17 protein-coding genes are annotated in these 24,015 nt (G+C 37.4%); 6 read left to right on the top strand and 11 right to left on the bottom strand.

Annotation, left to right across the window (positions count from 1 at the left end):
• Together ACIQZG_RS13875 and ACIQZG_RS13870 are read right to left on the bottom strand one after the other, a co-directional pair.
• On the bottom strand, positions 1–867 hold the full coding sequence (locus tag ACIQZG_RS13875) for a MurR/RpiR family transcriptional regulator (RefSeq protein WP_402755909.1): 867 nt from the start codon (positions 865–867) through the stop codon (positions 1–3).
• A 195-nt stretch (positions 868–1,062) separates the two neighbouring features.
• A complete protein-coding gene (locus ACIQZG_RS13870; RefSeq protein WP_402755907.1) occupies positions 1,063–2,178 on the bottom strand; it encodes a M20 peptidase aminoacylase family protein in 1,116 nt (371 codons plus the stop codon).
• Between the two features lie 925 nt (positions 2,179–3,103).
• On the opposite strand from ACIQZG_RS13870, the gene ACIQZG_RS13865 reads away from it, so the two are divergent.
• Positions 3,104–3,964, top strand: a complete 861-nt coding sequence (locus tag ACIQZG_RS13865) for a glycine betaine ABC transporter substrate-binding protein (protein WP_402755905.1) — start codon at positions 3,104–3,106, stop codon at positions 3,962–3,964.
• Positions 3,965–4,514: 550 nt separating this feature from the next.
• The gene (locus ACIQZG_RS13860; RefSeq protein WP_402755903.1) at positions 4,515–6,704 is read left to right on the top strand and encodes a DNA topoisomerase III; all 2,190 of its coding nucleotides are present in this window, start codon (positions 4,515–4,517) and stop codon (positions 6,702–6,704) included.
• A gap of 130 nt (positions 6,705–6,834) precedes the next feature.
• Here ACIQZG_RS13860 and ACIQZG_RS13855 read toward each other — a convergent pair whose 3' ends face one another.
• The 5 genes from ACIQZG_RS13855 to cobT all read right to left on the bottom strand — a co-directional run bounded on the left by ACIQZG_RS13855 (position 6,835) and on the right by cobT (position 12,037).
• Positions 6,835–7,533, bottom strand: a complete 699-nt coding sequence (locus ACIQZG_RS13855; protein WP_402755902.1) for a DUF3600 domain-containing protein — start codon at positions 7,531–7,533, stop codon at positions 6,835–6,837.
• Positions 7,526–8,056 carry a sigma-70 family RNA polymerase sigma factor gene (locus tag ACIQZG_RS13850; protein ID WP_402755900.1) on the bottom strand — a complete coding sequence of 177 codons (531 nt, stop codon included), beginning with the start codon at positions 8,054–8,056 and terminating at the stop codon, positions 7,526–7,528. Before ACIQZG_RS13850 ends, ACIQZG_RS13855 begins: the two co-directional genes overlap by 8 nt.
• Positions 8,057–8,569: 513 nt before the next feature.
• Positions 8,570–9,022 (bottom strand): DUF4362 domain-containing protein, encoded by a 453-nt coding sequence (locus ACIQZG_RS13845; protein WP_402755898.1) that lies wholly within the window; start codon positions 9,020–9,022, stop codon positions 8,570–8,572.
• Between the two features lie 301 nt (positions 9,023–9,323).
• Positions 9,324–10,808, bottom strand: a complete 1,485-nt coding sequence (locus ACIQZG_RS13840) for an aldehyde dehydrogenase family protein (protein WP_402755896.1) — start codon at positions 10,806–10,808, stop codon at positions 9,324–9,326.
• Positions 10,809–11,005: 197 nt separating this feature from the next.
• Complete coding sequence (gene cobT, locus ACIQZG_RS13835; protein WP_402755894.1) at positions 11,006–12,037, bottom strand: nicotinate-nucleotide--dimethylbenzimidazole phosphoribosyltransferase; 1,032 nt, start codon at positions 12,035–12,037, stop codon at positions 11,006–11,008.
• Between the two features lie 585 nt (positions 12,038–12,622).
• Between cobT and ACIQZG_RS13830 the strand changes: the two genes are divergently transcribed.
• On the top strand, positions 12,623–14,353 hold the full coding sequence (locus ACIQZG_RS13830) for a methyl-accepting chemotaxis protein (RefSeq protein ID WP_402755892.1): 1,731 nt from the start codon (positions 12,623–12,625) through the stop codon (positions 14,351–14,353).
• 67 nt (positions 14,354–14,420) lie between these two features.
• On the opposite strand, the gene ACIQZG_RS13825 is transcribed toward ACIQZG_RS13830, so the two are convergent.
• The 4 genes from ACIQZG_RS13825 to ACIQZG_RS13810 form a co-directional block, all read right to left on the bottom strand.
• Positions 14,421–15,182 carry a hypothetical protein gene (locus ACIQZG_RS13825; protein ID WP_402755890.1) on the bottom strand — a complete coding sequence of 254 codons (762 nt, stop codon included), beginning with the start codon at positions 15,180–15,182 and terminating at the stop codon, positions 14,421–14,423.
• 1 nt (position 15,183) lies between these two features.
• Positions 15,184–18,972 carry an AAA domain-containing protein gene (locus ACIQZG_RS13820; RefSeq protein WP_402755888.1) on the bottom strand — a complete coding sequence of 1,263 codons (3,789 nt, stop codon included), beginning with the start codon at positions 18,970–18,972 and terminating at the stop codon, positions 15,184–15,186.
• Positions 18,973–19,092: 120 nt separating this feature from the next.
• Positions 19,093–19,647: an NADPH-dependent FMN reductase gene (locus tag ACIQZG_RS13815; protein ID WP_402755886.1), complete on the bottom strand. Its 555-nt coding sequence runs from the start codon at positions 19,645–19,647 to the stop codon at positions 19,093–19,095.
• 245 nt (positions 19,648–19,892) lie between these two features.
• Entirely contained in the window at positions 19,893–20,735 is an 843-nt protein-coding gene (locus ACIQZG_RS13810; RefSeq protein WP_402755885.1) for an NAD(P)H-binding protein, read from the bottom strand.
• 124 nt (positions 20,736–20,859) lie between these two features.
• On the opposite strand from ACIQZG_RS13810, the gene ACIQZG_RS13805 reads away from it, so the two are divergent.
• The 3 genes from ACIQZG_RS13805 to ACIQZG_RS13795 all read left to right on the top strand — a co-directional run bounded on the left by ACIQZG_RS13805 (position 20,860) and on the right by ACIQZG_RS13795 (position 23,837).
• On the top strand, positions 20,860–21,906 hold the full coding sequence (locus ACIQZG_RS13805) for a PseG/SpsG family protein (protein WP_402755883.1): 1,047 nt from the start codon (positions 20,860–20,862) through the stop codon (positions 21,904–21,906).
• A 111-nt stretch (positions 21,907–22,017) separates the two neighbouring features.
• Positions 22,018–22,203, top strand: coding sequence for an SE1832 family protein (locus ACIQZG_RS13800; RefSeq protein WP_402755881.1), 186 nt, complete (start codon positions 22,018–22,020; stop codon positions 22,201–22,203).
• 68 nt (positions 22,204–22,271) lie between these two features.
• The gene (locus ACIQZG_RS13795) at positions 22,272–23,837 is read left to right on the top strand and encodes an ABC-F family ATP-binding cassette domain-containing protein (RefSeq protein WP_402755879.1); all 1,566 of its coding nucleotides are present in this window, start codon (positions 22,272–22,274) and stop codon (positions 23,835–23,837) included.
• The last annotated feature ends 178 nt before the right edge of the window (positions 23,838–24,015 follow it).

Here is a 24,015-nt window from a genome sequence, read left to right as displayed (position 1 = left end):
TCAACTCCATCGATCTGCAATAAAGCTATTTTGAAAATCATCATATTTTACACGCTGTTTTTCGTAATAATCATGATCTTGAGCTGTCATACCTACAATTAACGTATTCAAAAATGAAATAAGCGCTGGCATACCATCAATTGTCGACATCTCTTGTTGCTCATTTACAAATGTAATTGTTGAATATTTTGTGATTGGCGCTATTCGCGAATCCGTAATACCGATAATTTCACATTTCTTATCTTGAATTTCTGACGCTAATTGAATCGGTTCTTTAAAATAACGGTGAAACGATAAAATAATGACAACAGACTCTTCATCTATTTCTTGTAAAGATCTAATCATCTCGTTCGTTTCGAGCTTCATCAGAACAACTTTCGGGCGCAATAAATTTAATGTGAAATACAGCCATTGTGCGGCTAAGTTAGAAGAACCATAACCGATAATGAAAATCTTTTTCTTTGTATGCAATAACAACGAAGCACGATTAAAATCTTCTTCGTGCAAATTTTTCGAAATATTCAAAATTCTCGACGCATCTTTTTCCATCGTTTTTTCGTAAAAACGTGGATTTTCAATAAGTTTCTGTTTTGACTGTAAATAATTTTGTAAGCTACTATTATTTCCTTCATTGAATAAAAACATGGTTACCTCACGCTGTAATTGCGCATATCCTGATAACCCAATGGCGTAGCAAAAACGAATAACCGTCGTCTCACTAACCCCTGCTTTTTCACCGACATTAGTAGCAGAATGTACGCCAACAAACTGCAAATTTTTTAGCGTAAATGTCGCTACTTTTTGCTGGCTTTTCGAAAGCGTATGAAACTTTTCTTGAATAATATATTGAATGTTTCTATCATCCATAAAAAGTACATCCTTTTTTTATATTTTTTTGAAGTATACACTTCATTTTTATCATGTTACATACAGTAACACATATTTTTTCGGAATTCAATGTATTTTCTGAAATTTCTGTTTAAGAATACATCCATAACAGTAGTAGACGGATTAAATTAAAAAAAGGGCTGAAATCTCATCGTGAGACAGCCCCCTTACTCCTTATAAAGCTCTTAAAATAGCTCTTGTAACTATACACACACCTGTAATGAGACGGTCTCTATTAAAAGTCATTTTCGGATGATGTAACCCAGGCGTTACACCACATCCAAGTCCAAGCATTGTCGCTTTCAGACTGGGGCGTTCATGTGTATAAAAATGAAAATCTTCTCCACCCGGTGTAACTACTGGTGATGCACAACCTTCCTCACCAACTACGTCAACGATTGCTAAACGCATAATTTCTAGTGCTTTATCATTTACCGATGCGGCCGCAACATGCACTTCTTTTTGAAGATCAATTTTCGCATCATACATTGTCTCTACAGTTTCTTTCACTCGATGAATTCCTGTTGTTAGGCTTTCCATCACTTCATTTGTTTGCGCACGTGCATCTATACTAAATGTCGCTTTCCCTGGGATAATATTCTTCGAAATACCTCCCGCTTGGAACTGCGTCATTTTGGCTGAGGCCGATACATTCCTATCCGTCCAAATCTTTTGTAATCCTTCTACAATAGCAGCACCTACTTCTATAGCGTTTGTGCCCAATTCCGGACGAGATCCATGTGCATCTTCACCAATAATTGTCCCATTAAAAACTTTGGCCGCACCATGATATATGGCAGGTGCATATGTGCCATCCTTCATTTCTTTTAAAGGACGAACATGAACACCAAATAAGTAGTCTAAATCATCAACCACACCTTTTTGGACAAATGCACGAGCACCCTCTGCCCTTTCTTCCGCTGGTTGAAATATAATTCTCACCGCACCTGAAAGTACTGATTCCATATCCTTTAACAATAATGCTGTCCCAATAGCCATCGTCATATGCCCATCATGTCCACAAGAATGATTTGCCTTTAACACACCATCTACTTCTTGCCAAAGTGCATCCATATCTGTTCGAAATCCAACTTTGGGTGTCCCTTTACCAATATCAACATAAAGTCCAGGGATATCTTCAAACACACGTGGTTCCATGCCAGCTTCCTTCAATAACTTCACAATGTAATCTGTCGTTTGATGCTCTTGCCAACTAATTTCTGCATGTTCATGTAAGTGAGTAAAAATGTCAGCTAACCTCTGCTGTATCCTTTGTAAATCCTCATTCATTCTAGTCAACCCCATCGTTTTGCTGTCAATTACGTCTCGGCGAAACTGCCACTGACGCTCCGCTTTCGTGCAGAAAAACCATGCGTCCTGATTTTGAATTGTGCAAGTACAATTCAAAATCTGTGACACCCGCCAGAGGCTTTATCTTCATTCAGTCGACGGTTGGATATTTAATAAAGAAGCTAAAATCGCGAACAACTCACTACCTACAAAGATGACAGTTCACTACTGAATGAAGATAAAGCTATTTTAGAATTCATTCTAGTTTACGCACTCACTTTCATAATAGACACGGTTTTATACCAGTATCTTTGAATCTACACCAATATCTGTACTTGCAAAACATAAGCATAAAATCAAAAGCGCGAGGTCTTATTTGTTTTTCACAGGAGAAAACCGAACATCGAATTTTTTTAGAATATTTTCCAAACATTAAAAAGCTCATTTACCAAAATTCATATACAACTTAAATATAAATATGTGCCAAATAAGTCTAAAGACCTGAAATGACGCTTATTTTAAAATATGTTGTATATCAAAATCAGCAATTTAAAAAGTTCTAAATCATTTAAGTCACTATTCCACCTTGCCTCGTTATTAATACGTTGAGCTTTAACATGATTCAACGTATACCGCCACTATTCTTGATTTTGATTATTTTGTGCCTACAAAACCACAGTCTAAAAGACATATTAAAAACTGCTATACGAAAAGTAACTTCTTCGTATAGCGGTTTTCATTTAGGGACTTATTGAACAGTACCAGTTCGTCTGTTCATATTTATTTTCTTAAAACTCTAAGCCTTCTGTATTCATTAGCTGTTTGACAAAAGTAACAACCTTTTGTTAACGTTAAGTTGTTACTTGTTAATTTTTAGGTATTATTAACCCTCTAATATAAAAAAACAATAAGAAAGGAAGATTTTATGAGATTAAGAAGATTTTCAAAGATAGGATTGGCTCTAGGATTAAGTTTATTATTAGCTGCATGTAGTTCAGAGGATGAAAGTACAAAAAATAAAGAGGTCAACTTAGCCTATGTTGAATGGGATACTGAAATTGCCTCTACAAATGTAATAGGACAAGTTATAGAGGATTTAGGATATGATGTGACACTAACCGCACTCGATAATGGAATTATGTGGGAGGCTCTTTCTAATGAAGAGGTTGATGGCATGGTGTCCGCTTGGATACAAATGCATACCCCACAAATTGAGAAGTACAAGGACGATTTAGACTATTTGGGCGAAAACCTAACAGGGGCGAAGATTGGCATGGTAGTGCCTACATATATGGACGTTAACTCGATCGAAGATTTAACAAATGAAGCTGGTAAAACGATAACAGGTATTGACCCAGGAGCAAATATGACAGCAGTTACAGAAAATGCTTATAAGGTTTATCCTAACCTGGAAGGCTGGACTGTACTTACTTCATCAGGGGGCGCTATGACAGCAGCGCTTAAGCAAGCACTTGAGAAAAAAGAAGAAATCATCGTTACAGGTTGGTCTCCTCACTGGAAATTTAATGCTTTTGATTTAAAATATTTAGATGATCCTAAAGGTATATACGGAGCTGAAGAATCTATTGGTACATTTGCACGTAAAGGATTTAAAGAAGATAATCCGGAAGCACACAGCGTTCTCGATAACTTCCACTGGACTGCAGAAGATATAGAAAGTGTGATGTTTGATATTATGGAAGGCACTTCTCCAAAGGAAGCAGCAAAAAAATGGATTAAAGAAAATGAAGATAAAGTTGCTGAATGGACGAAAGATGTAAAATAGTACAAACCACAAAGTTTATAGTTCATCATCATCATAACAAAGGGTTGATTTCCGTTCCGGCTGGGCGCTTTCCGAGGGCATCCGATGAGCTGCTTCACTCGGCAAGACTCGTTCCAGGGTCTCTGGCCAACATGATGTTGGTCGCAATGGCGTTGTCACACGATGTGACGTTTTTAGCCTTTGTTCCTTTATTGTAACCCCCTAGGAGTCGCCTAGTCTACACTCCAATCTACGAGCACTCTAAAGTGCCGCCTGTAACGGATATCAATCAGTGCCTTGAACAAACTATCATGAACCTTCACAAAGAATTTGTTGACGTAATTATTATTTAACAGTCTGAAAACGTATTGGATTAGGTAATATCCAATACGTTTTTTGTATACTTCGACTAGTTAAATCTTCGAAAACGATAGCTCATTGTTAAAGGTCTTAACGTTAGTTAATCTATTCATTTGAACAAAAGATTTTAAACTCTCCTTCAGCATAATGATTATTATTCATAATTCTATATGCTATATTTAACACAAGGATTTACGAAAGGATGTTATTTATGGCTAAAAGTGTAGTACTAGCTGAAAAACCGTCAGTTGCACGCGATATTGCGCGTGTATTGAAATGCAATAAAAAAGGAAATGGATATCTTGAAGGAGATAAATACATTGTTACCTGGGCTCTAGGCCATCTAGTAACATTGGCAGATCCAGAAAGTTATGATGTGAAATATAAAACGTGGAATTTAGAAGATTTACCAATGTTACCAGAACGTCTAAAATTGACGGTTATTAAGCAGTCTGGTAAACAATTCAACGCCGCTAAATCTCAATTAACACGTGGCGATGTCAATGAAATCATTATCGCGACTGATGCAGGCCGTGAAGGTGAACTAGTAGCACGCTGGATTATCGAAAAAGCAAAAGTCAATAAACCAATAAAGCGTCTTTGGATATCATCTGTAACAGATAAAGCGATTAAAGATGGTTTTGCTAATTTAAAGCCTGGTAAAGCATATGAAAATTTATATCACGCGGCAGTAGCACGCTCTGAAGCAGATTGGTATTTGGGGCTAAATGCAACGAGAGCACTAAGTACTAAATTCAACTCTCAATTAAATACAGGACGAGTGCAAACACCTGTCGTAGCAATCATCGCCAAACGCGAAGATGAAATTAAACATTTCAAGCCACAAACTTACTATGGTATCGAAGCTCAAACAGCAGATAAATTAAAACTAACTTGGCAAGATAAAAACGGTAATAGCCGTTGTTTCGATAAAGAAAAGGTCGATGCAATCGTTAAAAAGCTTGGCAGCAAGGATGCTGTTGTAACTGACATTGATCGCAAACCTAAAAAGACATTCTCTCCTGGTCTTTATGATTTAACAGAACTACAACGTGATGCCAATAAAATCTTTGGTTATTCTGCAAAAGAAACGTTGAACATTATGCAAAAACTTTATGAGCAACACAAAGTATTAACGTATCCTCGTACGGATTCACGTTATATTTCCTCGGACATCGTTAGTACTCTTCCTGAGCGTCTGAAAGCGTGTGGATTCGGAGAATATCGTTCCTTAACAAATAAAATTTTAAACAAACCGATAAAAGCCTCGAAATCATTTGTAGATGATAGCAAGGTATCTGATCACCACGCCATCATTCCAACTGAAAGTTATGTAAATTTATCTGCTATGACTGATAAAGAACGTAAAATTTACGACCTAGTTGTGAAACGTTTCTTAGCAGTACTTTTCCCTGCTTTTGAATACGAGCAGCTGACATTGAATGCAACAATTGACGATGAGAAATTCGTTGCACGCGGCAAAACAATCATTAACGCTGGTTGGAAAGAAGTATACGAAAACCGATTCGATGATGAAGATCAAAGTGAAGATGTAAAAGAGCAATTACTTCCTCGCCTTGAAAAAGGGGATACGTTAAAAACAAAATTAATCGCCCAAACATCAGGCCAAACAAAGCCACCTGCACGATTCAATGAGGCGACATTACTGTCAGCAATGGAAAACCCTACGAAATATATGGAGACAAACGATAAACAACTTGCAGACACATTAAAGTCTACTGGTGGACTTGGTACGGTTGCGACGCGAGCAGATATTATCGATAAACTATTTAATTCATTCTTGATTGAAAAACGTGGAAAAGACATTCATATCACTTCAAAAGGTCGTCAGCTACTTGATTTAGTCCCAGAAGAATTAAAGTCCCCTACTACGACAGCCCAGTGGGAACAAAAATTAGAGCAAATCGCCAAAGGGAAACTAAAAAAAGAAACGTTCATCAACGAGATGAAAAACCATACAAAAGAAATTGTATCTACCATCAAATCAAGTGATAAGAAGTTTAAGCATGACAATATCTCTACGAAGTCTTGCCCAGATTGCGGCAAGCCAATGCTTGAAGTGAACGGAAAAAAAGGCAAGATGCTAGTGTGCCAAGATCGCGAATGTGGTCACCGTAAAAACGTGGCTCGTGTCACAAACGCTCGTTGTCCACAATGTAAGAAAAAGTTAGAACTACGTGGAGAAGGCGATGGTCAAATATTTGTATGTAAATGTGGTCACCGTGAAAAACTAGCTGCATTCGAGGCCCGCCGTAAAAAAGAAGGTGGCGGTAAAGTAGATAAGCGTTCAGTACAGAAGTATTTAAAGCATCAGGAAAAAGAAGCTGAACCGATTAATAATGCTTTTGCAGATTTATTAAAAGGTATGAAGTTTGATTAAATCCGTTAATAGAATAGTTATTTTTTGAATAATAATTACTAAATAAAGTAAAACAGAGTTGGTCTACACAGCGTATAGAATCAACTCTGTTTTATTATTATCGTTTGTTTAATTAACGAACACCTACAGTTTAATTCCCCCTATAGTATTGGGCTTGCTTCTCGTATACATGCATGAAAACGTTTTTTACTTCCGTATATTCATCTTGTAATTCTGTAGGAATTTCCTCTATCCCGTTAGCATACAGAATCCCACTTTTTGACATTATAGTTTCATTAGTCATAAGCGCTTGAATATATTCTTCATATTCTTCGGATGTTAAAACTTCTTTACTAGAAATTTCCCCGTTCAATCGATCAAAATATGGTTGGATTTCATACAACGCTTCTTTAATTTCCTCTACTTGTTGTGCAGGGATTACTGAATAATCAATGTTCCCATTTTTATCGCCATATTCAAGTTTTGCAGTTGTAAATACATTTAGCAATGCTTTAAATTGTTTAAATTGCTCTTTTCCTAAATCACCTTTTGCCTGAGTTAATTTCGCATCAAATAGTAAATACCCCTCCATCGTAGCACTTGCAACATGTTTTTTCAGATTATCAAACGATTCATATAAATCATCTGCAAGTAAAGCTTGATAAGCAAAGGCACCTGTTGGAATCATAATACTAGCTGCAACAACAGCTGGGAGCAAACGTTTTCTCATGAATCCCTTTACTTTACCACCCATCTCTGTTTTCGCTTGACTAACACCCTTTTTACTCCTTTGATGAAGCTCTGTTGGAATTTCTATATTCGAAAGCTCTTGTTTTAATTGATTATCCAAAGTGATTGACCTCCTTTATATTTTGACGAAGTTTATCTAGAGCACGGTATAAAATAGACTTTGCTGTACCGAGTGGGATTTCTAATATTTCCGATATTTCTTTCAGTGTACGGTCATTATAATACTTTAATAAAATCACACTCTTCTCATCTTCTTGCAAAGCATCCATAAGTTCTTGCAATGACAAAGAAAGTGAAATATCTTCATCTGCTGAACCAACAAGTACTTCAAACTCTGGTTTAAGCTGAATTACCTTTTTATTTTTCTTAATTAAATTTAATGCACAATTGATAGCAATCTTCATCATCCATGTTTTAAAATACTCTGGCTTTTTCAAAGTGCTGATATTTTTAAATGACTGGTATGCCACTTCTTGAACGATATCTAAAGCATCATCTTTATTCTTAACATAAACATAAGCCATTCGATAAATATCTTCTTCGTATTGTTGGAAAAGCTTTAAGAAAGCCTTGTCATTTCCCTTTTGTGCTTTTAGTACTAAACGTGGGATGCTTATGATCATTCCCTCCTTTCCATTTGCGCTTCAACTATTAGACAAGCGAGGGCTTTATTTGGCTTAAATTATTTTAAAAAATTTTCCATTCTATGTATTTCAAGCATTTTTAAGGTTCATCATCATAATTTGGAGTTGATTTCCGGTCTGGCAGATCGCCCTCTGGAGCAGAAATCAACTACCACTTAATTAAAAAAAATAAATGTTTTACAATTTACTCGTTATTGGCTATTTTATTTTTCCCATATCAATATAGCGTTGTCTAATACCGAACTCCAATCATTTTCTTCTACAGCTATTTTTTCTATATCCCAATCTGTGTAGTAAACCGCATCGACCAATTCACTTTCAGGAAGTGTAGACTATATCGCGTCTACTCGGTTATAAAATCTAGAGTAATTAAAATAACAATTATTGAATATCAAAGAATTTCAAAATAGAGCGTTAATTCGTTTTCGATTAACGCCCCTAGTTTAAGTGAATTACTTTATATACATTTTTTATGCTGCGATAAGCTAGGCACTACTTCTTAATAGATAAAATATTTTTGTCTCCATTACGCTCGCAATCTTTCAGAATATACTCTGTACTTTCATTCGTTTCAACTTCTTCAATTGAGGTACAAGTTGTTTGAATTATACTTCCCTGAACGTATTGATCTCTTCGTGTATCTGTTATTGACTTTACGATTTTACCATCATATTCAAGATCATGAAGTATCGGATCACCTTCCGTTGTATACCTTACCACCCTTATATGGTCTTCTTTCCCCTGGTATACATGGTTGATAAACTCATCAAACCTCGTTTTATTTTCTAATTCACCATGTGTTTCTACTATATCTTCTAAAGAAGAAATATAATATGGTGGTATATTGTTTGGAAACATATATATATCTGTTGAGCTATCTACACTATTACAACCATAAATTAAGAGTATAAAGAATAATATAAATAAACCATTTATCTTTTTCACACATATCCCCCTCCTTTTTCCAATTAGACGTTTCCCCTTCCGAATTGTTACTTTTTTTCATTCTATATCCACCCTAATCTTGGATAAGCCTCACATTTATAAATTTCAAAAAAGTGAATACTTAAGCTTTCATCCCCTTGGGTATTTCCAGTATCTAAATACAAAGTCTGCAAAATGAAAACAGCGCCCTTTCACCATTGAAGAAATCAATGATGAAAGGAGCGCTTTGTTTTAAGTAATGGACTCTACAGTTACCTCAGAATGACGAGTTGTTTCTCCATCTATTTTATTTATCTAGTAATTAGTACAACCCATCTGCATCTTCTTTAGTATTAATGAAGATGTTCTTTGTTTGTGTGTATGCATCTAGTATTGATTTGTACGTTTCACGACCAATACCTGATTTTTTATATCCACCAAATGGAGCACCAGCAGAGAAGTTAGTATATTGATTCACCCACATGCGGCCCGTTTCAATACTACGAGCTACACGTAATGCTGTGTTTAAGTTACTTGTCCAAACACCGCCACCAAGACCAAATTCAGAATCATTCGCCATTGCGATTACTTCTTCCTCTGTTTCAAACTTAATGACTGTTGCAACTGGTCCGAAAATTTCTTCTTGTGCAATGCGCATATCATTTGTACCTGCTAATATCGTTGGCGCCATGAATACACCGTTCTCAAGACCATTTTCTTGTAATTGGTAACCGCCAGTTACAAGTGTTGCCCCTTCTTCTTGACCGATTTTCACGTATTCTAAAATCTTTTCTAATTGACGTTGGTTAATTTGTGCACCCATTTGTGTGCCTTCTTCCCATGGTAAGCCAACTTTTACGCTCTCGAATTTTTCTTTTATTGCTGTTAAAAATTCATCGTATATACCCGCTTGTACGAAAATTCGAGAACCAGCAGAACATACTTGTCCTTGGTTGAATAAAATACCGTTTGTGGCACCTTCAACAGCACGTTCCCAGTTTGCATCATTGAAGAAGATATTTGCTGATTTTCCGCCAAGCTCTAATGTTGCAGGGATTAAGCGATCAGCTGCCGCTTTGGCAACTAAATAACCAACATCTGTTGAACCTGTGAATGCTAATTTTGCAAAGCCTTCGTGGTGTAGCATGTAGTCACCAGAGTGTGAACCACGGCCTGTAATAACGTTTACAACGCCTGCTGGTAAAACTTGATCTAAAATTTTCGCCAGTTCTAAAATGCTCAGTGAAGTTGTTGATGATGGAGAGATTACAACTGTGTTTCCTGCTGCGATAGCAGGTACAATTTTCCACGCTGCCATAAGTAGCGGGAAGTTCCAAGGAATAATCTGACCAACAACACCAATTGGTTCTTTCAATGTTAATGTTAAGTTGTTTTCGTCTAATTGTTGAGCAGTACCTTCTTCAGATCGAATAACACCTGCGAAGTAACGGAAGTGATCTGCACTTAGTGGTACGTCCGCGCTCATCGTTTCACGTAAAGGTTTCCCGTTGTCTAATGTTTCAACCATTGCTAAACGCTCACGGTTTTCATCGATTAAGTCTGCAATTTGAAGAAGTAATTTACTACGCTCTTCAATACTCACATGTTTCCATGTTTTAAACGCATTTTGAGCAGCTTCAACTGCTTCATCCACATCTGCATGACTTGCGTCGATGAAATCTGCTAGTTTTTCACCATTACTTGGGTTGTAAGCTGCAATTGTTTTCCCTTCAGAACCTTCTGTCCATTCCCCATTAATATATAATCTGTACTGTGAATCTATTACATTTGCTTTATCTAAATTCATAAATTAGGCACCCCTAAATATTATTCTAGTAAAGTATAATTCAACTAGTTAACGCTAGTATATAGCCGTAAAAATAGTATTTCAAAAAATCAGCTTGTGAATTATTGAACAATACAAAATAGTATTTCAAGAGAATGCTTTGATAACCGAATATAAAAAAGGGCCGTTTCAAAAAATGAAACAGCTCCTTTTTATAGTTAATTTTGAGAAACATTAGCACTATCGAAAGTAGCCATGTTCTTTACCATAACATTTGCAGCCTGAACAATCGGATAAGCAATTGCAGCTCCAGTACCTTCACCTAAACGTAAATCCAAACCGATTAAAGCTCTTTTCCCAAGAAGTTCAGATGCAGAAATATGCCCTGGTTCAACAGATTGATGCGATACAAGCATATAATGCTCGCTACCTGGCGCTAGTAATTTAGCAAGACAAGCTGAAACTGTACAAATAAAGCCATCCAGTAAAATTGGCACACGTAGTTCTGCCGCAGCTATCATTGCACCTGTCATTGCAGCAATGTCCAATCCACCAATTTTCGATAAAATATCAATGGCATCGTGTTTTTTTGGCTGATGATGCGAAATCGCTTCACGACAAACTTCAATTTTATTCTGTAGTTGCTGGTCATTAATACCTGACCCACGGCCTACGACTGATTGTGGATCTATGTCAAGTAAAACAGATAATATGGCACTACTCGTCGTTGTATTGCCAATACCCAATTCCCCTACTATTAAGCAGCGAACATCACGTGCAATCGCTTGTTTGGCTGCCTCATAACCAATTTCAATTGTCTTCCAGGCTTCTTCTACTGTCATAGCGCATTCTTTTACAATATTGCCTGTACCCATCCGCACTTTTTTCTTAATCACCTTTTCCGATGAGACATCTTGTAACATACCAACATCATAAACATCTACTGCAGCGCCAATCATTTTACCAAAAACGCTGATGCCCGCTCCACCTTCTACCATATTGATCGCCATTTCACGTGTTACAGATTGAGGTGACGCGGATACATTTTCTGCTACAACGCCATGGTCTGCAGCAAATACTAAAATACCTGGTGTAATATCAGGCTTGATCTGACCTGTCATACCCGCAAGTTGAATAGCAATATCCTCTAAACGCCCTAGACTACCAGGCGGCTTTGTAAGTGAGTTAATATATTGTCTAGCTTCTTCCATAACAGCTTCATCTAAACTTTGAACGGTAAATGATAACATTGTATGTAAACCCCTTCTAATGCAAAATTTTCTGCAAACAATGAATATTATACCATTTCATGACCACTCTTTTAAATTCATGTCAAAACTTCTAATTACAACAATCAAACAACTCATCTTATATATAAATTTTATTATTGTCCTCCCATTTTCAAAATTCCGAGTCCAATTCGCATACTCTAAATCGCCCAACATATATTGAAGTGCCTGGTATTGTAGTGAAATTGAAAGGGGAGAACAGAAAATGCAAGCTCGACATTTTAGGCCGAGGAATACGATTACAGCTGCCATTATCGTTGCTTTATCAATACTAATCGGCTATGCAATCTATGTAAATTTCATTGAAGTGCTTTAAATCTTTTAATTGATGAAGCCAAAAAATTAACGGACCTCAGACAAAATAAAATTCCTTATGATTATGTGACACCTAGTCACTTCATCATAAGGGATTTTTTCACCTTAATTGTGAACATATCTAAATTAATTTTCAGAAATTTCAATCAAGTATTTTTTATACATATATTTTATAATATACTTATTTATGTAAAAACAAATATACATAAACGAAATGGGGATGTGGTCATCATGAAGTCAGTGCGAAATAAACTTGTCAGCTTGGCCTTAATTGTTATTTTAATACCCACGTTATTAGTTGGCATCATCAGTTATTTTGTAGCAAAAAGTGAGCTCGATCAAGCAGGCCGATTAGGGCTAGAAAACGGGACATTTGCAATGGTTAATATGATTGCAGAGCTTGATAAACAAGTAAAAAAAGGTCAGTTAACCTTAGATGAAGCCCAAGAGCAAGCAAGAATACAAATTATTGGCGAAAAAACAGGAGAAAAAACAAGGTCAATCGATAACCCTGTAAAGTATGGAGATAACTTTTATTTCTACACGTTTACCGATGATGGCGTTATAAAAGGCCATCCAAACATCGAGGGAGACGATGCTTATGATTTCCAAACGGGCGATGGGCGCTATTTTATTCGTGAATTAATCGATGTAGCAAAAGATGGAGGCGGATTTGTTCGTTATGATTGGCCAACGCCGACCAATCCCGACGAGGTAGCGCCTAAAATTACATATGCCGCATTGGATGAGCATTGGGGTTGGATTGTAGCTGCTGGAACCTATGAGATGGACTTCAATATTGGGGCTAAAAAAGTACTTCTTTATACATTAGGAATGACATTTATTGCAACATGTATCGGCGTGGCACTCTATTGGTTCTTCTCAGGAAGAATGACTTCTTACATACGCCGAATTATGGCAATGACTTCAGATATCGCTAAAGGGAAATTAACGGGTGAAGATATTCCAGTCATTACGCGAGATGAACTCGGTATACTTGCTAACAACGTTAACAATATGAAAGCAAGCTTGCATGAAATGGTCAGTAACACTAGGGATTCTGCTGAACAAATGAGGGTATCATCTGAACTGCTTAGTGCTATCACAGAAGAAACGACCGCCTCTGCCGATGAAGTTCACCATGCGATTACCGAAGTTGCTGATGGTGCCGTTGCTCAAGCAGAGGAAGCAGAAATTGCAATTGGCAAAGTCGAAAATCTATCTCTTCTAATTTCGAAGACAACAGATAAATACACTGAAATTATTCATGAAATGGGCGATGTTGAGAAATTACAAGGAAATGGTAGTTTAAAAGTGAACGAGTTGGAGCAAAATTCCGATGAATTTACGCAAGTCATTGAAGAATTACGAACAAACTTCTCCAATTTAACAAAACAAATGCATGAAATTCATAATGTCGTACAAACAATCACCTCTATCTCTGAACAGACGAATCTCTTAGCTTTGAATGCAAGTATCGAAGCCGCTCGTGCTGGAGAACATGGAAAAGGTTTTGCCGTTGTAGCAGAAGAGGTACGCAAGTTGTCAGAGGATACACATGAAGCGACTGGCCGTGTACGAAATTTACTAAATCGAATTGAAGCAGATACAGCTAATTCGGACTCGAAGATGATGCATACACTTCAACTTTCAGAAGTCCAAGTGAACGCAATTGCCGAAGTAAAAGATGCCTTTGTCTCACTGTCTACTTCAATTGAAGGCATAACAACTCACCTCTCTTCTCTCGATAGCAGCATGAGGGAAATGACCGATAATCGCCTTGTTGTTGTCAACGCCATCAACGAGATTTCAAGTGTCGCAACACAATCGGCAGCGGCTTCTGAGCAAGTTAATGCATCTATTGATGAACAAAAAGCTGCGATCACTTCCATTATGCATTCCTCCGTGGAACTACATACAGAAGCAGAACGGATGCATGAACTAGTCGAACGCTTTACTTGAACATTGCTTCACATAAAAAGGCTGATAAAAAATCAATTTCCATCGATTTTTTATCAGCCTTTTCTTATTAGTGATTAACCTCGCGCCATTGCAGACGCTCTTTTCCGTTCAATTGCTGCTCAAGAACTTCATCCCAATGAGCTAATAATGTATTCCAAACACGTGCATAGTAGATATCCTGTTCTTTATCATAGACAATAAATTCAAAACAAGGAATATCATTAATCTGCGTGGCAGTTGAAGAAGTAATTGTGGAAATGATTGTTTGTGATACTGAAGGTACATCATCTTCCTCATTATCCTCTTTTGTTAGTGCCGCAATGACTTCATCGTCTTCAAATGTATCTTTACGCTCTGCATCTTCAACAACATAGCGATAAAGTGGTGGTAGTTCATCAAACTCCTCTATTCTCTCTAAGTCACCTGTTAAAAAAGCTTCATGACACGGACTATACAATAAACTCGCCGACTCTAGCTCTAACTCTTCCTCGAAAACCCCTCGTTCTAACTGCAACTCCCCTTTTGAAGTTAGTCGATAAAAATCATCAACCTTCTCAATTAAGCGGACCCGCATCATGATTGATACCAAATCTTCAATAAATAATGGGTCCACTAGTAGCAATTCACTTAACTCCTTAGCATCGTGGAAATCCGCTTCCTGCATACTAATCAAGAGCATTGTCATCAGAACGTCCATTGTTGAGCGGCGAATTGGTTCATACGTTACCTCAAGTGTACGAATCGGAATACACCATTGCTTACGCTCAACAATTTTCACACGGTGATTTTGTTGTATTTCCTTTATTAAGCGTTGCTCTAATTTTGACAATTTACTTCACCATTCCTTCATGGTTGCGTAAACCATTATAAGATTTTACTGTCGTCAGCAATTTACTATACATCTCACGCGTATCTGGAAGTTTTGCTCGCTTAGCAAACATATCTGCACTACCAACAAGCATTAGTAGCTCACGTGCACGAGAAAGAGCGACATTGACACGACGATAATCACGAGCAAAGCCTATATCTCCACCCTTTAGTGAATTACGTACCATACTCACTAAAATAACGTCCATTTCCATCCCTTGGAACTTATCAACAGTACCTGTTCTAAACTGTAAATGCGGTAAATTTAATTCCTGCTGTATGAGACGATTAATTTTCTTTACTTGCTCGCCGTAAAAACTAATAACCCCGACGCTCTTTTGCACATTCTGTGGAATTCTTCCTGCTTCTTTAGCATTTATAACGGCTTGATTTAAGTCCGTTAAAATGCGTCGAATTGTTTGCAGTTCACCTTCATTATAGCGACTTGTGCCGCCTTTCATTTGTTCTTCAAAGAATGGCTTCTCATCTGGAATATCAATCCACATCAAATGATCTTCTCGACTGACAAATTGACCTTCTAAACCGTGATCTCGCGCTGCATCCGAATCGGGTAGACCACATTGTAAGCCATTTTCCTCTCGGGCGTAAAATGGTGTAATACTATTCATAATTTTTTCGTGCATACGGTACTGAATAGCAAGCATTTGTTTATGTGTTGCCGGTAAATTATTGAATAATCGCTCGAACAATGATTCACGTAATAGGCTCTTCAGTTCCTGTGCCCCATCGAAATTCGGATTTTCATCTAACATCGACTTTAACGTTTCTTCAAGCGTATCGTCACCTAACAATGGTGGTAGTTGATGATGATCCCCTACTAGAATAATCTTCTTACCTTTTAACATCGGTAGGAGTAATTCTGGTGGAGTTGCTTTTGAAACCTCATCGATAATCACGACATCAAACGTTGGGTAGTTCTCCATAAATTCTTTACTCGCTGAGGCCACACAAGTTGTTCCGATAACATTTGCATGACGAACGTACAATTTACGAATTTCATCTAAATCATACTCCGTTGCACTTAGCAGTTTTTCACGCCACCGTTCTTGTAATTTCTTTCTTAGTGGTAATTGCTTTTCTTTGCGACCTAGTTCTTCTAAGTGTTCTTTCGCCACAACAATTGCTTCTGAAACCTCTTCATGTGTACGTTCAGGTGTTGATTGCAAAAGCTCCGTTAATGCCTTTAGCTGCTTCTCTTTTTTCAAACCGGACACATTGATGTCTTTTATCGCTTCCTCTAACCGTGTAAGTTGTTGTTCAACATCTTGTAAGCTTGTCTGTGCCGTTTGTAATAAAGCTCGCTTTGGCACGAGCTGCGCATTAGCTTGTTCTACAATTTGTAGCTTTTGCTTGGTCGTTTGAAGTTCAAGCTGTGCCTCTGAGATAAATAGTTTTAATTGAGCAACATTCTCTTCAGGAATAACACCACATTGTGTTTGGAGCGTTTCTGCTAACTGCTGAAGGCGCGTCGTATGATCAGCAAATGGCTGCAATTGTCGATGCATGCTTTGTACATTGAAGTTTGAAATTGCACATTCCTGATGTAGTAAACTTGCTACATTCTGACGAAGCGACGCAAATTCCTGATTTTTGTGGTCTTGTTGTTTTTTCAATGCAACACCTTTTTGCCAGACAAAATCTCTACGCATATAAAGCCCTAATAAAAAGCCTTCAATTTGCGTCGTTGTTGGCTGTTGATCCTCCTGGAAAGCTGCATTTAACTGTGCAAAAACACCGGTTAAATTTTGTAAAGAAAATGACTGAACAGGCTGTTGACGACTTTTTGTCAATGCTTGTTCTTTTGCTTCAGGTGGTAAAAGTGCTTCAAGCTTTGCAATAGCTTTTTGCAAACGTGAATTTATAGTTGCCCATGCCTCTAAATCCTTAGCATCCTCTAAATGCTGTAAACGTCCAATCTGTTGAGCAAGGACATGCGATGGTTGAATCATATAATGCTGTAAAAAACGCTGAATTCTCTCATAGGTAGTTAGTGAACCCACAAACTTTTCTGCCTCTTTCATGAGTAGAAGACGGCTATTTTCTTCATCATATTTCTGCTGAAGATCTTGGAACTGCGCTGTCATTTGCTGTTTTTGTTCTTGTAATTCTTTATATTGAATCACGGCTTGGTATTGCTCTATCTTTTGCGTAATTTCCTGTATTGTAAGCTGTAATTGTTCTAGCGAAGGATTATCCGAAAGTGTTTCCTCGAATGCTTGTACAGCAGGCTCAATTTGTGCGACTTGTTTCTCATAATGCTCTTTTTGCGCTTCAGCTTCTTGTTGCTCAGTTTTAGCAGCCTTTAGCCCTTTTTTTAGCTCTTGAATCTCTTGCTGTAAAACTGGCTCGTCATGGGCAGCTTGTTCCTTAGCTTTAATTTCCTTTGCCAGTTCTTCAAGCCAAACCTCAAGTTTCTCTAACTCATCTTTTGCCTTTACAATGCTCGCTTGCAGTTCTTTTTCGCGATCAGTAAAAGCTGCAATTTCCTCTTCAATAGCTATAAGTGTTTGCTCACGCCAATGTAAGGCCACATTTTCTTCGATGAATTTCTTTCCTTCTTCTTCGATACTTTCTGTACGACCATAGCGTAAAATTCGAATTTCCTGATTGGATAGTAAACGACCTAGTGCATTATCTACTGCTAAATTCGATTGTGAGGCAACAAGTGTTTTTAAACCTGCTTTGACATTTTGCTGACAGATTTCTGAGATCACAGTTGTTTTCCCTGTCCCTGGAGGACCTTGAATGACAAACAAATCTTCAACAGATAATGCCCCGGTAACTGCTCGCTGCTGATACTCGTTTAAGTTATTGTGGAACACTATATCATCACGTAATTTAGTCATTCGGACTGTAGGACGCTTTTCAAATAATATCGTCTCTAAATTCGGATTAACGGCCTCACCTTTTTCAAGCTTTGTGAAGCCATTTCGCAAACGCCTGATTTGACTAAGTGTCGCAAAATTACTAAAGCTTGCCTGTTTTGAACGTAAATTCAGCTGATCCTTTCGAGCTTGATCCTGTGCAAAAGGCTTTAAATCAATTTCCACCGATTGCTTTTGAGCACTTGCCTTTAACACCTGACCAATTTCTCCACGTACGCCCTGAATACTGACACTTAATCCTTCAAGTTGCTTCCATTCCTTTGCTTTTACATACGGACATATAAGTGTTAGCCGCGTGAAATCTTCGTTGTAATAAAATTGTTTAAATTCGCTATGAATGTCATCAATCGTTGCATCGCGTTCTTGGATTTTTAAATACCCTTCCCAACTCGCAATCCTCTTTTTCACATATTCTGTACGTTCTTCAGCGATAGGTAGCTGACGTATTTTTGTATGCAGATCAAGCGGAATACCAGCCCCGTTATTCGGCTTGGTCACAAATTGTAAAGCTGCCGCTAAACGACGATTTGTACTGACAGGTCCACGCATATGCACGAAGCGAATATTCGTTGCTAAGAAGCCCTCTGCCTTAAGAACACAATCCATAATAGCCGTTTTCCCAGCTAGTACTTCTGCTAATTTTTCGTTTTGCTCACCATCGAAAAAAATCGACAAAAACGTTTCGCCAGGTGTCTTTGCCTTCCTTTTTTCAATATAGACCGTTATATTTTTTTGTAACGTAAAAAAGGCATGCTCATTTGCAGAGCATTCCTCTATCGCTTCCTTTGCCTTATTCGTCAAAATGAGGCTACAGCGTTGTTTTTCCAGTAAAGCAATGTCCTGCACAAGCAACCCTCCTTTTCGATTCACTAAAGCTCTATTTTATCATAATTAATGACGTTACCTAACATGAAAAATCCCCTGTACAGTGATTTACTTCCACTGCACAAGGGATGTGAAATTTTATTAATGTTGATCGATTGTTTCTTTAGATAAAGATTTGCTCATTTCGCAATATTGCACGAATACACGAGCCATTTCGCGTAAACGATTGTGAACATCCTCGTCTACAATATTATTCTCCGCATCAAAATGAGAAGTATGTGTATACACATAGTTTGGTGTTACCAACGCACGGAAGTAGTCTAAAATGGGCTTTAGTTGATTTTCTACTACTAAATGATGCTGATAAGTACCACCATTTGCAACAATTGATACAGGTTTATAGCGCATTGTTTTAGGATGTAAGAAATCAAATGCATTTTTCAATACCCCTGGAATAGATGCTTGGAAAATCGGTGTTGCAATAATATACGCATCTGCTTCCTCAAATTTTTGTATCATTGTTTTCATATCATCATTTAATGGTGAACCATCGACAATTTGATGTTTATATTCACTAAAATGCATAATTTCTAAGTCGAAACTAGCATCGAATTCTTGAATGTATTGCTCAACTTGCTCTAAAATAGCACCTGTTTTACGACCAAACATTGTGCCATCTACAAGTAAAATTTTCATATATAATTTGCCTCCACCTTTGTTTTCTACAATAACATTGTAACAAAGGAATGAAAGCACGAAAAGGAGCATAGAGGTTAAAAACATAAATTCAGCCTTTAGACGGAAGAAGTTTTGTTCTCAAAAGTTCTGATTCATCACTATAACTTCAGTTGATTTCCGTTGCAGCTGAGCACTATAACAAAATGTCATCCTTTGCTTTTAGTGAAGAGCCAAAATTCTTTCAACTTTTACTTTTTTGCCTACTACTTATCATCTTTCTTTCGTTGTTTAAAGTGAACATCTTTATCTACAACCGTTTCCTCGATTTTAAACTTATCACGATTAATCACAACGTCACGGTTTATCTTGTCCTTATCTTCAGTCGCTGTACGTTTATCCCAATTAAATACAGTATCCTTTGAATTTCCTTCTTCTGAAACTTCCGGGAAATCCATTACTGCAAGTTCCTGTGAGGGATACGTTGTCACCGGTTGCTTTTTGCCATGTAACGCAATGACAATCATTGCCTTTGCTACCTGTGATGCTTCGATGGCACGTGAACGTTTCAACGGTCCTACTAAAAACGGCTTTGCTATCTTCAAGACGACTTCACCCGTTTTTTCACCAAAACGAAATTCATCTCGATTTCCTACCAATAAAGAAGGGCGAATAATCGATAAACGCTGTAAGTTAAGCTCTATGAGATCATGCTCGAGCTTCCCCTTTACTCGATTATAATAAAACGCAGAATTTTCATTGGCCCCCATTGCTGTTATCACAAGCATGTGTGGAATTCCTCGCTTCTTCGCTAATGACGCAATATAAAGTGGGTATTCAAAATCTACTTTTTCAAACGCTTCCTTCGAGCCTGCTTTTTTTATCGTTGTACCTAAACAACAATATAGTTCATTTGCAAATTCAATATCACTTTCCTCAAGTCGGTCAAATTCTCGTATTTTCACTTCTAATTTCGGGTGCACAAAATCTAGCTTTCGGCGTGCGATAACGGTCACTGAATTATATTCCTCATTCTCACATAACTGTTTAACAAGGGCTCTACCTGTTAAACCCGTGGCTCCAACTACAATTGCAGCACGCATTCCCATTGTCACTTACCCCTTTCTACAAAGCTTAGATAATTGTATAACATTTTAGCTATTCTTAATTTTTACACATACTTAGCCTTTTTTCACCATAATTTAAGTAGACAGAAGAAAGGATGGGATACTTTTGCATAACGAATCACAAACAATCAAACCTAAAAAGACAATTGTTTTCATTATTGAAAGCTGTATTGAAAAAGGACTTTATCCTTTTGAGCGGGTCGCAACACTCGCTAAACTGCTTTCAGATGAAAAAGTTTTCATATTCGCGAAAGCTTCTTCAAAGGATGCAATTCAAATTTTAACGAACGAAAAATTAACGCCTGTATTATTCGATCATTTTGACCAGTTACAAAAACATATGAAAGGATTGCAGCCAGATTTAATTGTAAGAGACGGTCGTAATTCCGAATCTTGGCAAGTGGAAAACTTACGACCATTTTGTAACACCATACTTCATTTCGATGACTTTGGTGATGGTGGCCAAGCCTGTGATTGTGTTTTACTATCACTCTATCATGAAGTTAAAGATTATTTACCGTCGCACTATATCGGTGGCAGTTTCGCATTTGCGTTACCGACAGCTTACAACCATTCAACACCACTACCTGATATAAAAAAAGTCGAGGACCCCCCACATATAGTTGTAGCTTTTGAGGATGGGGACGAGCATAACTTAACATATCGTACACTTCGCCATTTAACGCAGTTACACATTCCACTACAAATCACCGTAATGATTGATGAAAGCTACCAACACGCAACTGACGACTTACAAATGATGGTGCTTAGTCGTCGCAACACGGCTATTCTTCGCGATAAAGACGCACTCCTAAAACTATTGCCAAAAGCCGATGTAATTATTTGTAATGCCAACTATACACCTTATAAAATTGCTTCTTATGGTGTACCTTGTATTACCCTTGCACAAAATGAAGTTGAACTTTTACATGCCTTCCCACGCGAGCATAATGGCTTTATCCACCTTGGGCTTGGTCGTAAAATGAAGCAGTCGCAAATCCAAAATGCAGTCATGGAATTACTGTTACATGAAGCTAGAAGTGAACGAGCTATTAAAAAACAACGACAGCTAAACCTAGCAAGTAATAATGAGACACTTGAAAATTTATTACTTGATTTCGCTTACGACCGTCACAATATCCCTTCAACTTAGTGCTTCTTTTTGTTTGTATATGATACAATGTATAAGAATTTTTTCACTTTCGTTTTATACAGCGTTAATTCGCTTTCGTCATAATAATTTACACATAAGGGAGTATGTATCATGTCAACAAAAAGTGATATCCAATATCAAATTACTGAATTAAAGATGGATTATATGAATTTACAAGGCGACATTGAAAAGTTAGAATCTACAGGTCATAACGATCAAGTGGCAAAAGCAGAACAACGTCTAGCCGATATGGAAGCGAAATTAGCAGAACTGAATAAACAATTAGCAGAGCTATAATATTCGCGCAAGAACATAACGACAACAAATAGACTATAAGAGATAATTATTTGGAGGAATAAATATATATGGCAATATTAACAGTTGAAAATTTAGGTCATTCTTTTGGTGACCGCACGCTTTTTAAAGATGTTTCATTCCGCTTGGTAGAAGGCGATCACATTGGACTTGTTGGTGCTAACGGTGTTGGTAAATCAACACTGATGGGCATTATTACAGGCCAAACAATCCATGATGAAGGTCGTGTTGAATGGCTACCTGGCACACATTATGGCTATTTAGATCAACATACTGTATTGTCAGCTGGTCGCACAATGCGTGATGTATTACGTGATGCATTTCTATCTCTTTATAAAAAAGAAGAAGAGCTTAATGAAATTACTGGCAAAATGGCCGATGCGACACCTGAAGAATTAGAAGAATTATTAGAGCAAATGGCCGAAGTGCAAGATGCCTTAGATGCAGGCGATTTCTACTCATTAGATATGAAAATCGAAGAAGTTGCACGCGGATTAGGTCTTGATGCAATTGGTTTAGAACGTGATGTAGCTGCCCTTTCTGGTGGTCAACGTACAAAAGTTTTACTAGCAAAACTGTTACTAGAAAAACCAAAAGTATTATTACTAGATGAGCCTACCAACTATCTGGATGAAGAGCATATTACATGGCTTTCAAATTATCTAAAAAACTATCCACACGCATTCCTACTTATTTCACATGATACTGAATTTATGAATGGCGTAGTTGATGTTATTTTCCAATTAGAATTCTCGAAACTAACTCGCTATACAGCAACATATGAGAAATTTTTAGAGCTAGCTGAGATTAACAAGCGTCAACATATCGATGCTTATGAAAAGCAACAAGAATTCATTAAAAAACAAGAGGACTTCATTGCAAAAAACAAAGCACGCTACTCTACTACAGGTCGTGCCAAATCGCGTGCAAAACAACTTGACCGTTTAGAGCGTATTGATCGCCCTGAAACAGCAGTGAAGCCTGAATTTAGCTTCAAAGAAGCACGCACACCTAGCCGTTATGTTGTGGAAGCTGAAAACTTAGTCATCGGTTACGATAAAGACAAGCCGTTATTACCGCCCCTTTCATTTATGATTGAACGCGGAGAAAAGATCGCTTTAGTCGGTATGAACGGTGTTGGTAAATCGACATTACTGAAAACAATGCTTGGTAAAATTAATCCACTTGGCGGAAAAGTTATTCGCGGGGATTACTTAGAACCATCTTACTTCGAACAAGAAGTAAAGGCAGATAAAATCACACCGATTGATGATGTATGGAATGCATTCCCTTCTATGGAACAAGCGCAAGTTCGTGCTGCTCTAGCGCGTGCAGGCTTAAAAACTGATCATATTACACGTCCACTTAATTCCCTATCAGGGGGCGAGCAGGCTAAAGTGCGTCTATGTAAACTAATGATGGATGAAACAAACTGGCTTCTATTTGACGAACCTACAAACCACTTAGACGTTGATGCAAAAGAAGAGTTAAAGCGTGCTATGAAAGAATTTAAAGGCACAATCGTTCTTGTCAGCCATGAACCAGAGTTTTACGAAGGTTTAGTAACTAAAGTTTGGAATGTACAAGATTGGTTTACGACAGGACAACAAAGCTAATACGATAATCCACCATACGCTTCTATATAAATGAAGCGTATGGTTTTTTTGATTTTCTACTACCAAAAACACTAAACTTACATCATTGTAAGCTTAAAAAACGAAACTTTCCGCTCTTTTATGCGTATATTTTAATATATTCGAAAAGTCATAGATTAAAAAAATTTTCAAGGAATTT

Source organism: Lysinibacillus sp. NPDC096418 (assembly GCF_044762775.1).
In the GTDB taxonomy this organism is placed as follows: domain Bacteria; phylum Bacillota; class Bacilli; order Bacillales_A; family Planococcaceae; genus Lysinibacillus.
This window is presented reverse-complemented; position numbering and strand designations above follow the sequence as displayed.

Excerpts from the sequence above, each read along its gene's own strand:
- ACIQZG_RS13865 (WP_402755905.1), top strand. The coding sequence starts at position 3,104 with ATGAGATTAAGAAGATTTTCAAAGATAGGATTGGCTCTAGGATTAAGT.
- ACIQZG_RS13840 (WP_402755896.1), bottom strand. The coding sequence starts at position 10,808 with ATGAATTTAGATAAAGCAAATGTAATAGATTCACAGTACAGATTATAT.
- ACIQZG_RS13815 (WP_402755886.1), bottom strand. The coding sequence starts at position 19,647 with ATGAAAATTTTACTTGTAGATGGCACAATGTTTGGTCGTAAAACAGGT.
- ACIQZG_RS13850 (WP_402755900.1), bottom strand. The coding sequence starts at position 8,056 with ATGATCATAAGCATCCCACGTTTAGTACTAAAAGCACAAAAGGGAAAT.
- ACIQZG_RS13870 (WP_402755907.1), bottom strand. The coding sequence starts at position 2,178 with ATGAATGAGGATTTACAAAGGATACAGCAGAGGTTAGCTGACATTTTT.
- cobT (WP_402755894.1), bottom strand. The coding sequence starts at position 12,037 with ATGTTATCATTTACCGTTCAAAGTTTAGATGAAGCTGTTATGGAAGAA.
- ACIQZG_RS13860 (WP_402755903.1), top strand. The coding sequence starts at position 4,515 with ATGGCTAAAAGTGTAGTACTAGCTGAAAAACCGTCAGTTGCACGCGAT.
- ACIQZG_RS13830 (WP_402755892.1), top strand. The coding sequence starts at position 12,623 with ATGAAGTCAGTGCGAAATAAACTTGTCAGCTTGGCCTTAATTGTTATT.
- ACIQZG_RS13795 (WP_402755879.1), top strand. The coding sequence starts at position 22,272 with ATGGCAATATTAACAGTTGAAAATTTAGGTCATTCTTTTGGTGACCGC.
- ACIQZG_RS13810 (WP_402755885.1), bottom strand. The coding sequence starts at position 20,735 with ATGGGAATGCGTGCTGCAATTGTAGTTGGAGCCACGGGTTTAACAGGT.
- ACIQZG_RS13800 (WP_402755881.1), top strand. The coding sequence starts at position 22,018 with ATGTCAACAAAAAGTGATATCCAATATCAAATTACTGAATTAAAGATG.
- ACIQZG_RS13875 (WP_402755909.1), bottom strand. The coding sequence starts at position 867 with ATGGATGATAGAAACATTCAATATATTATTCAAGAAAAGTTTCATACG.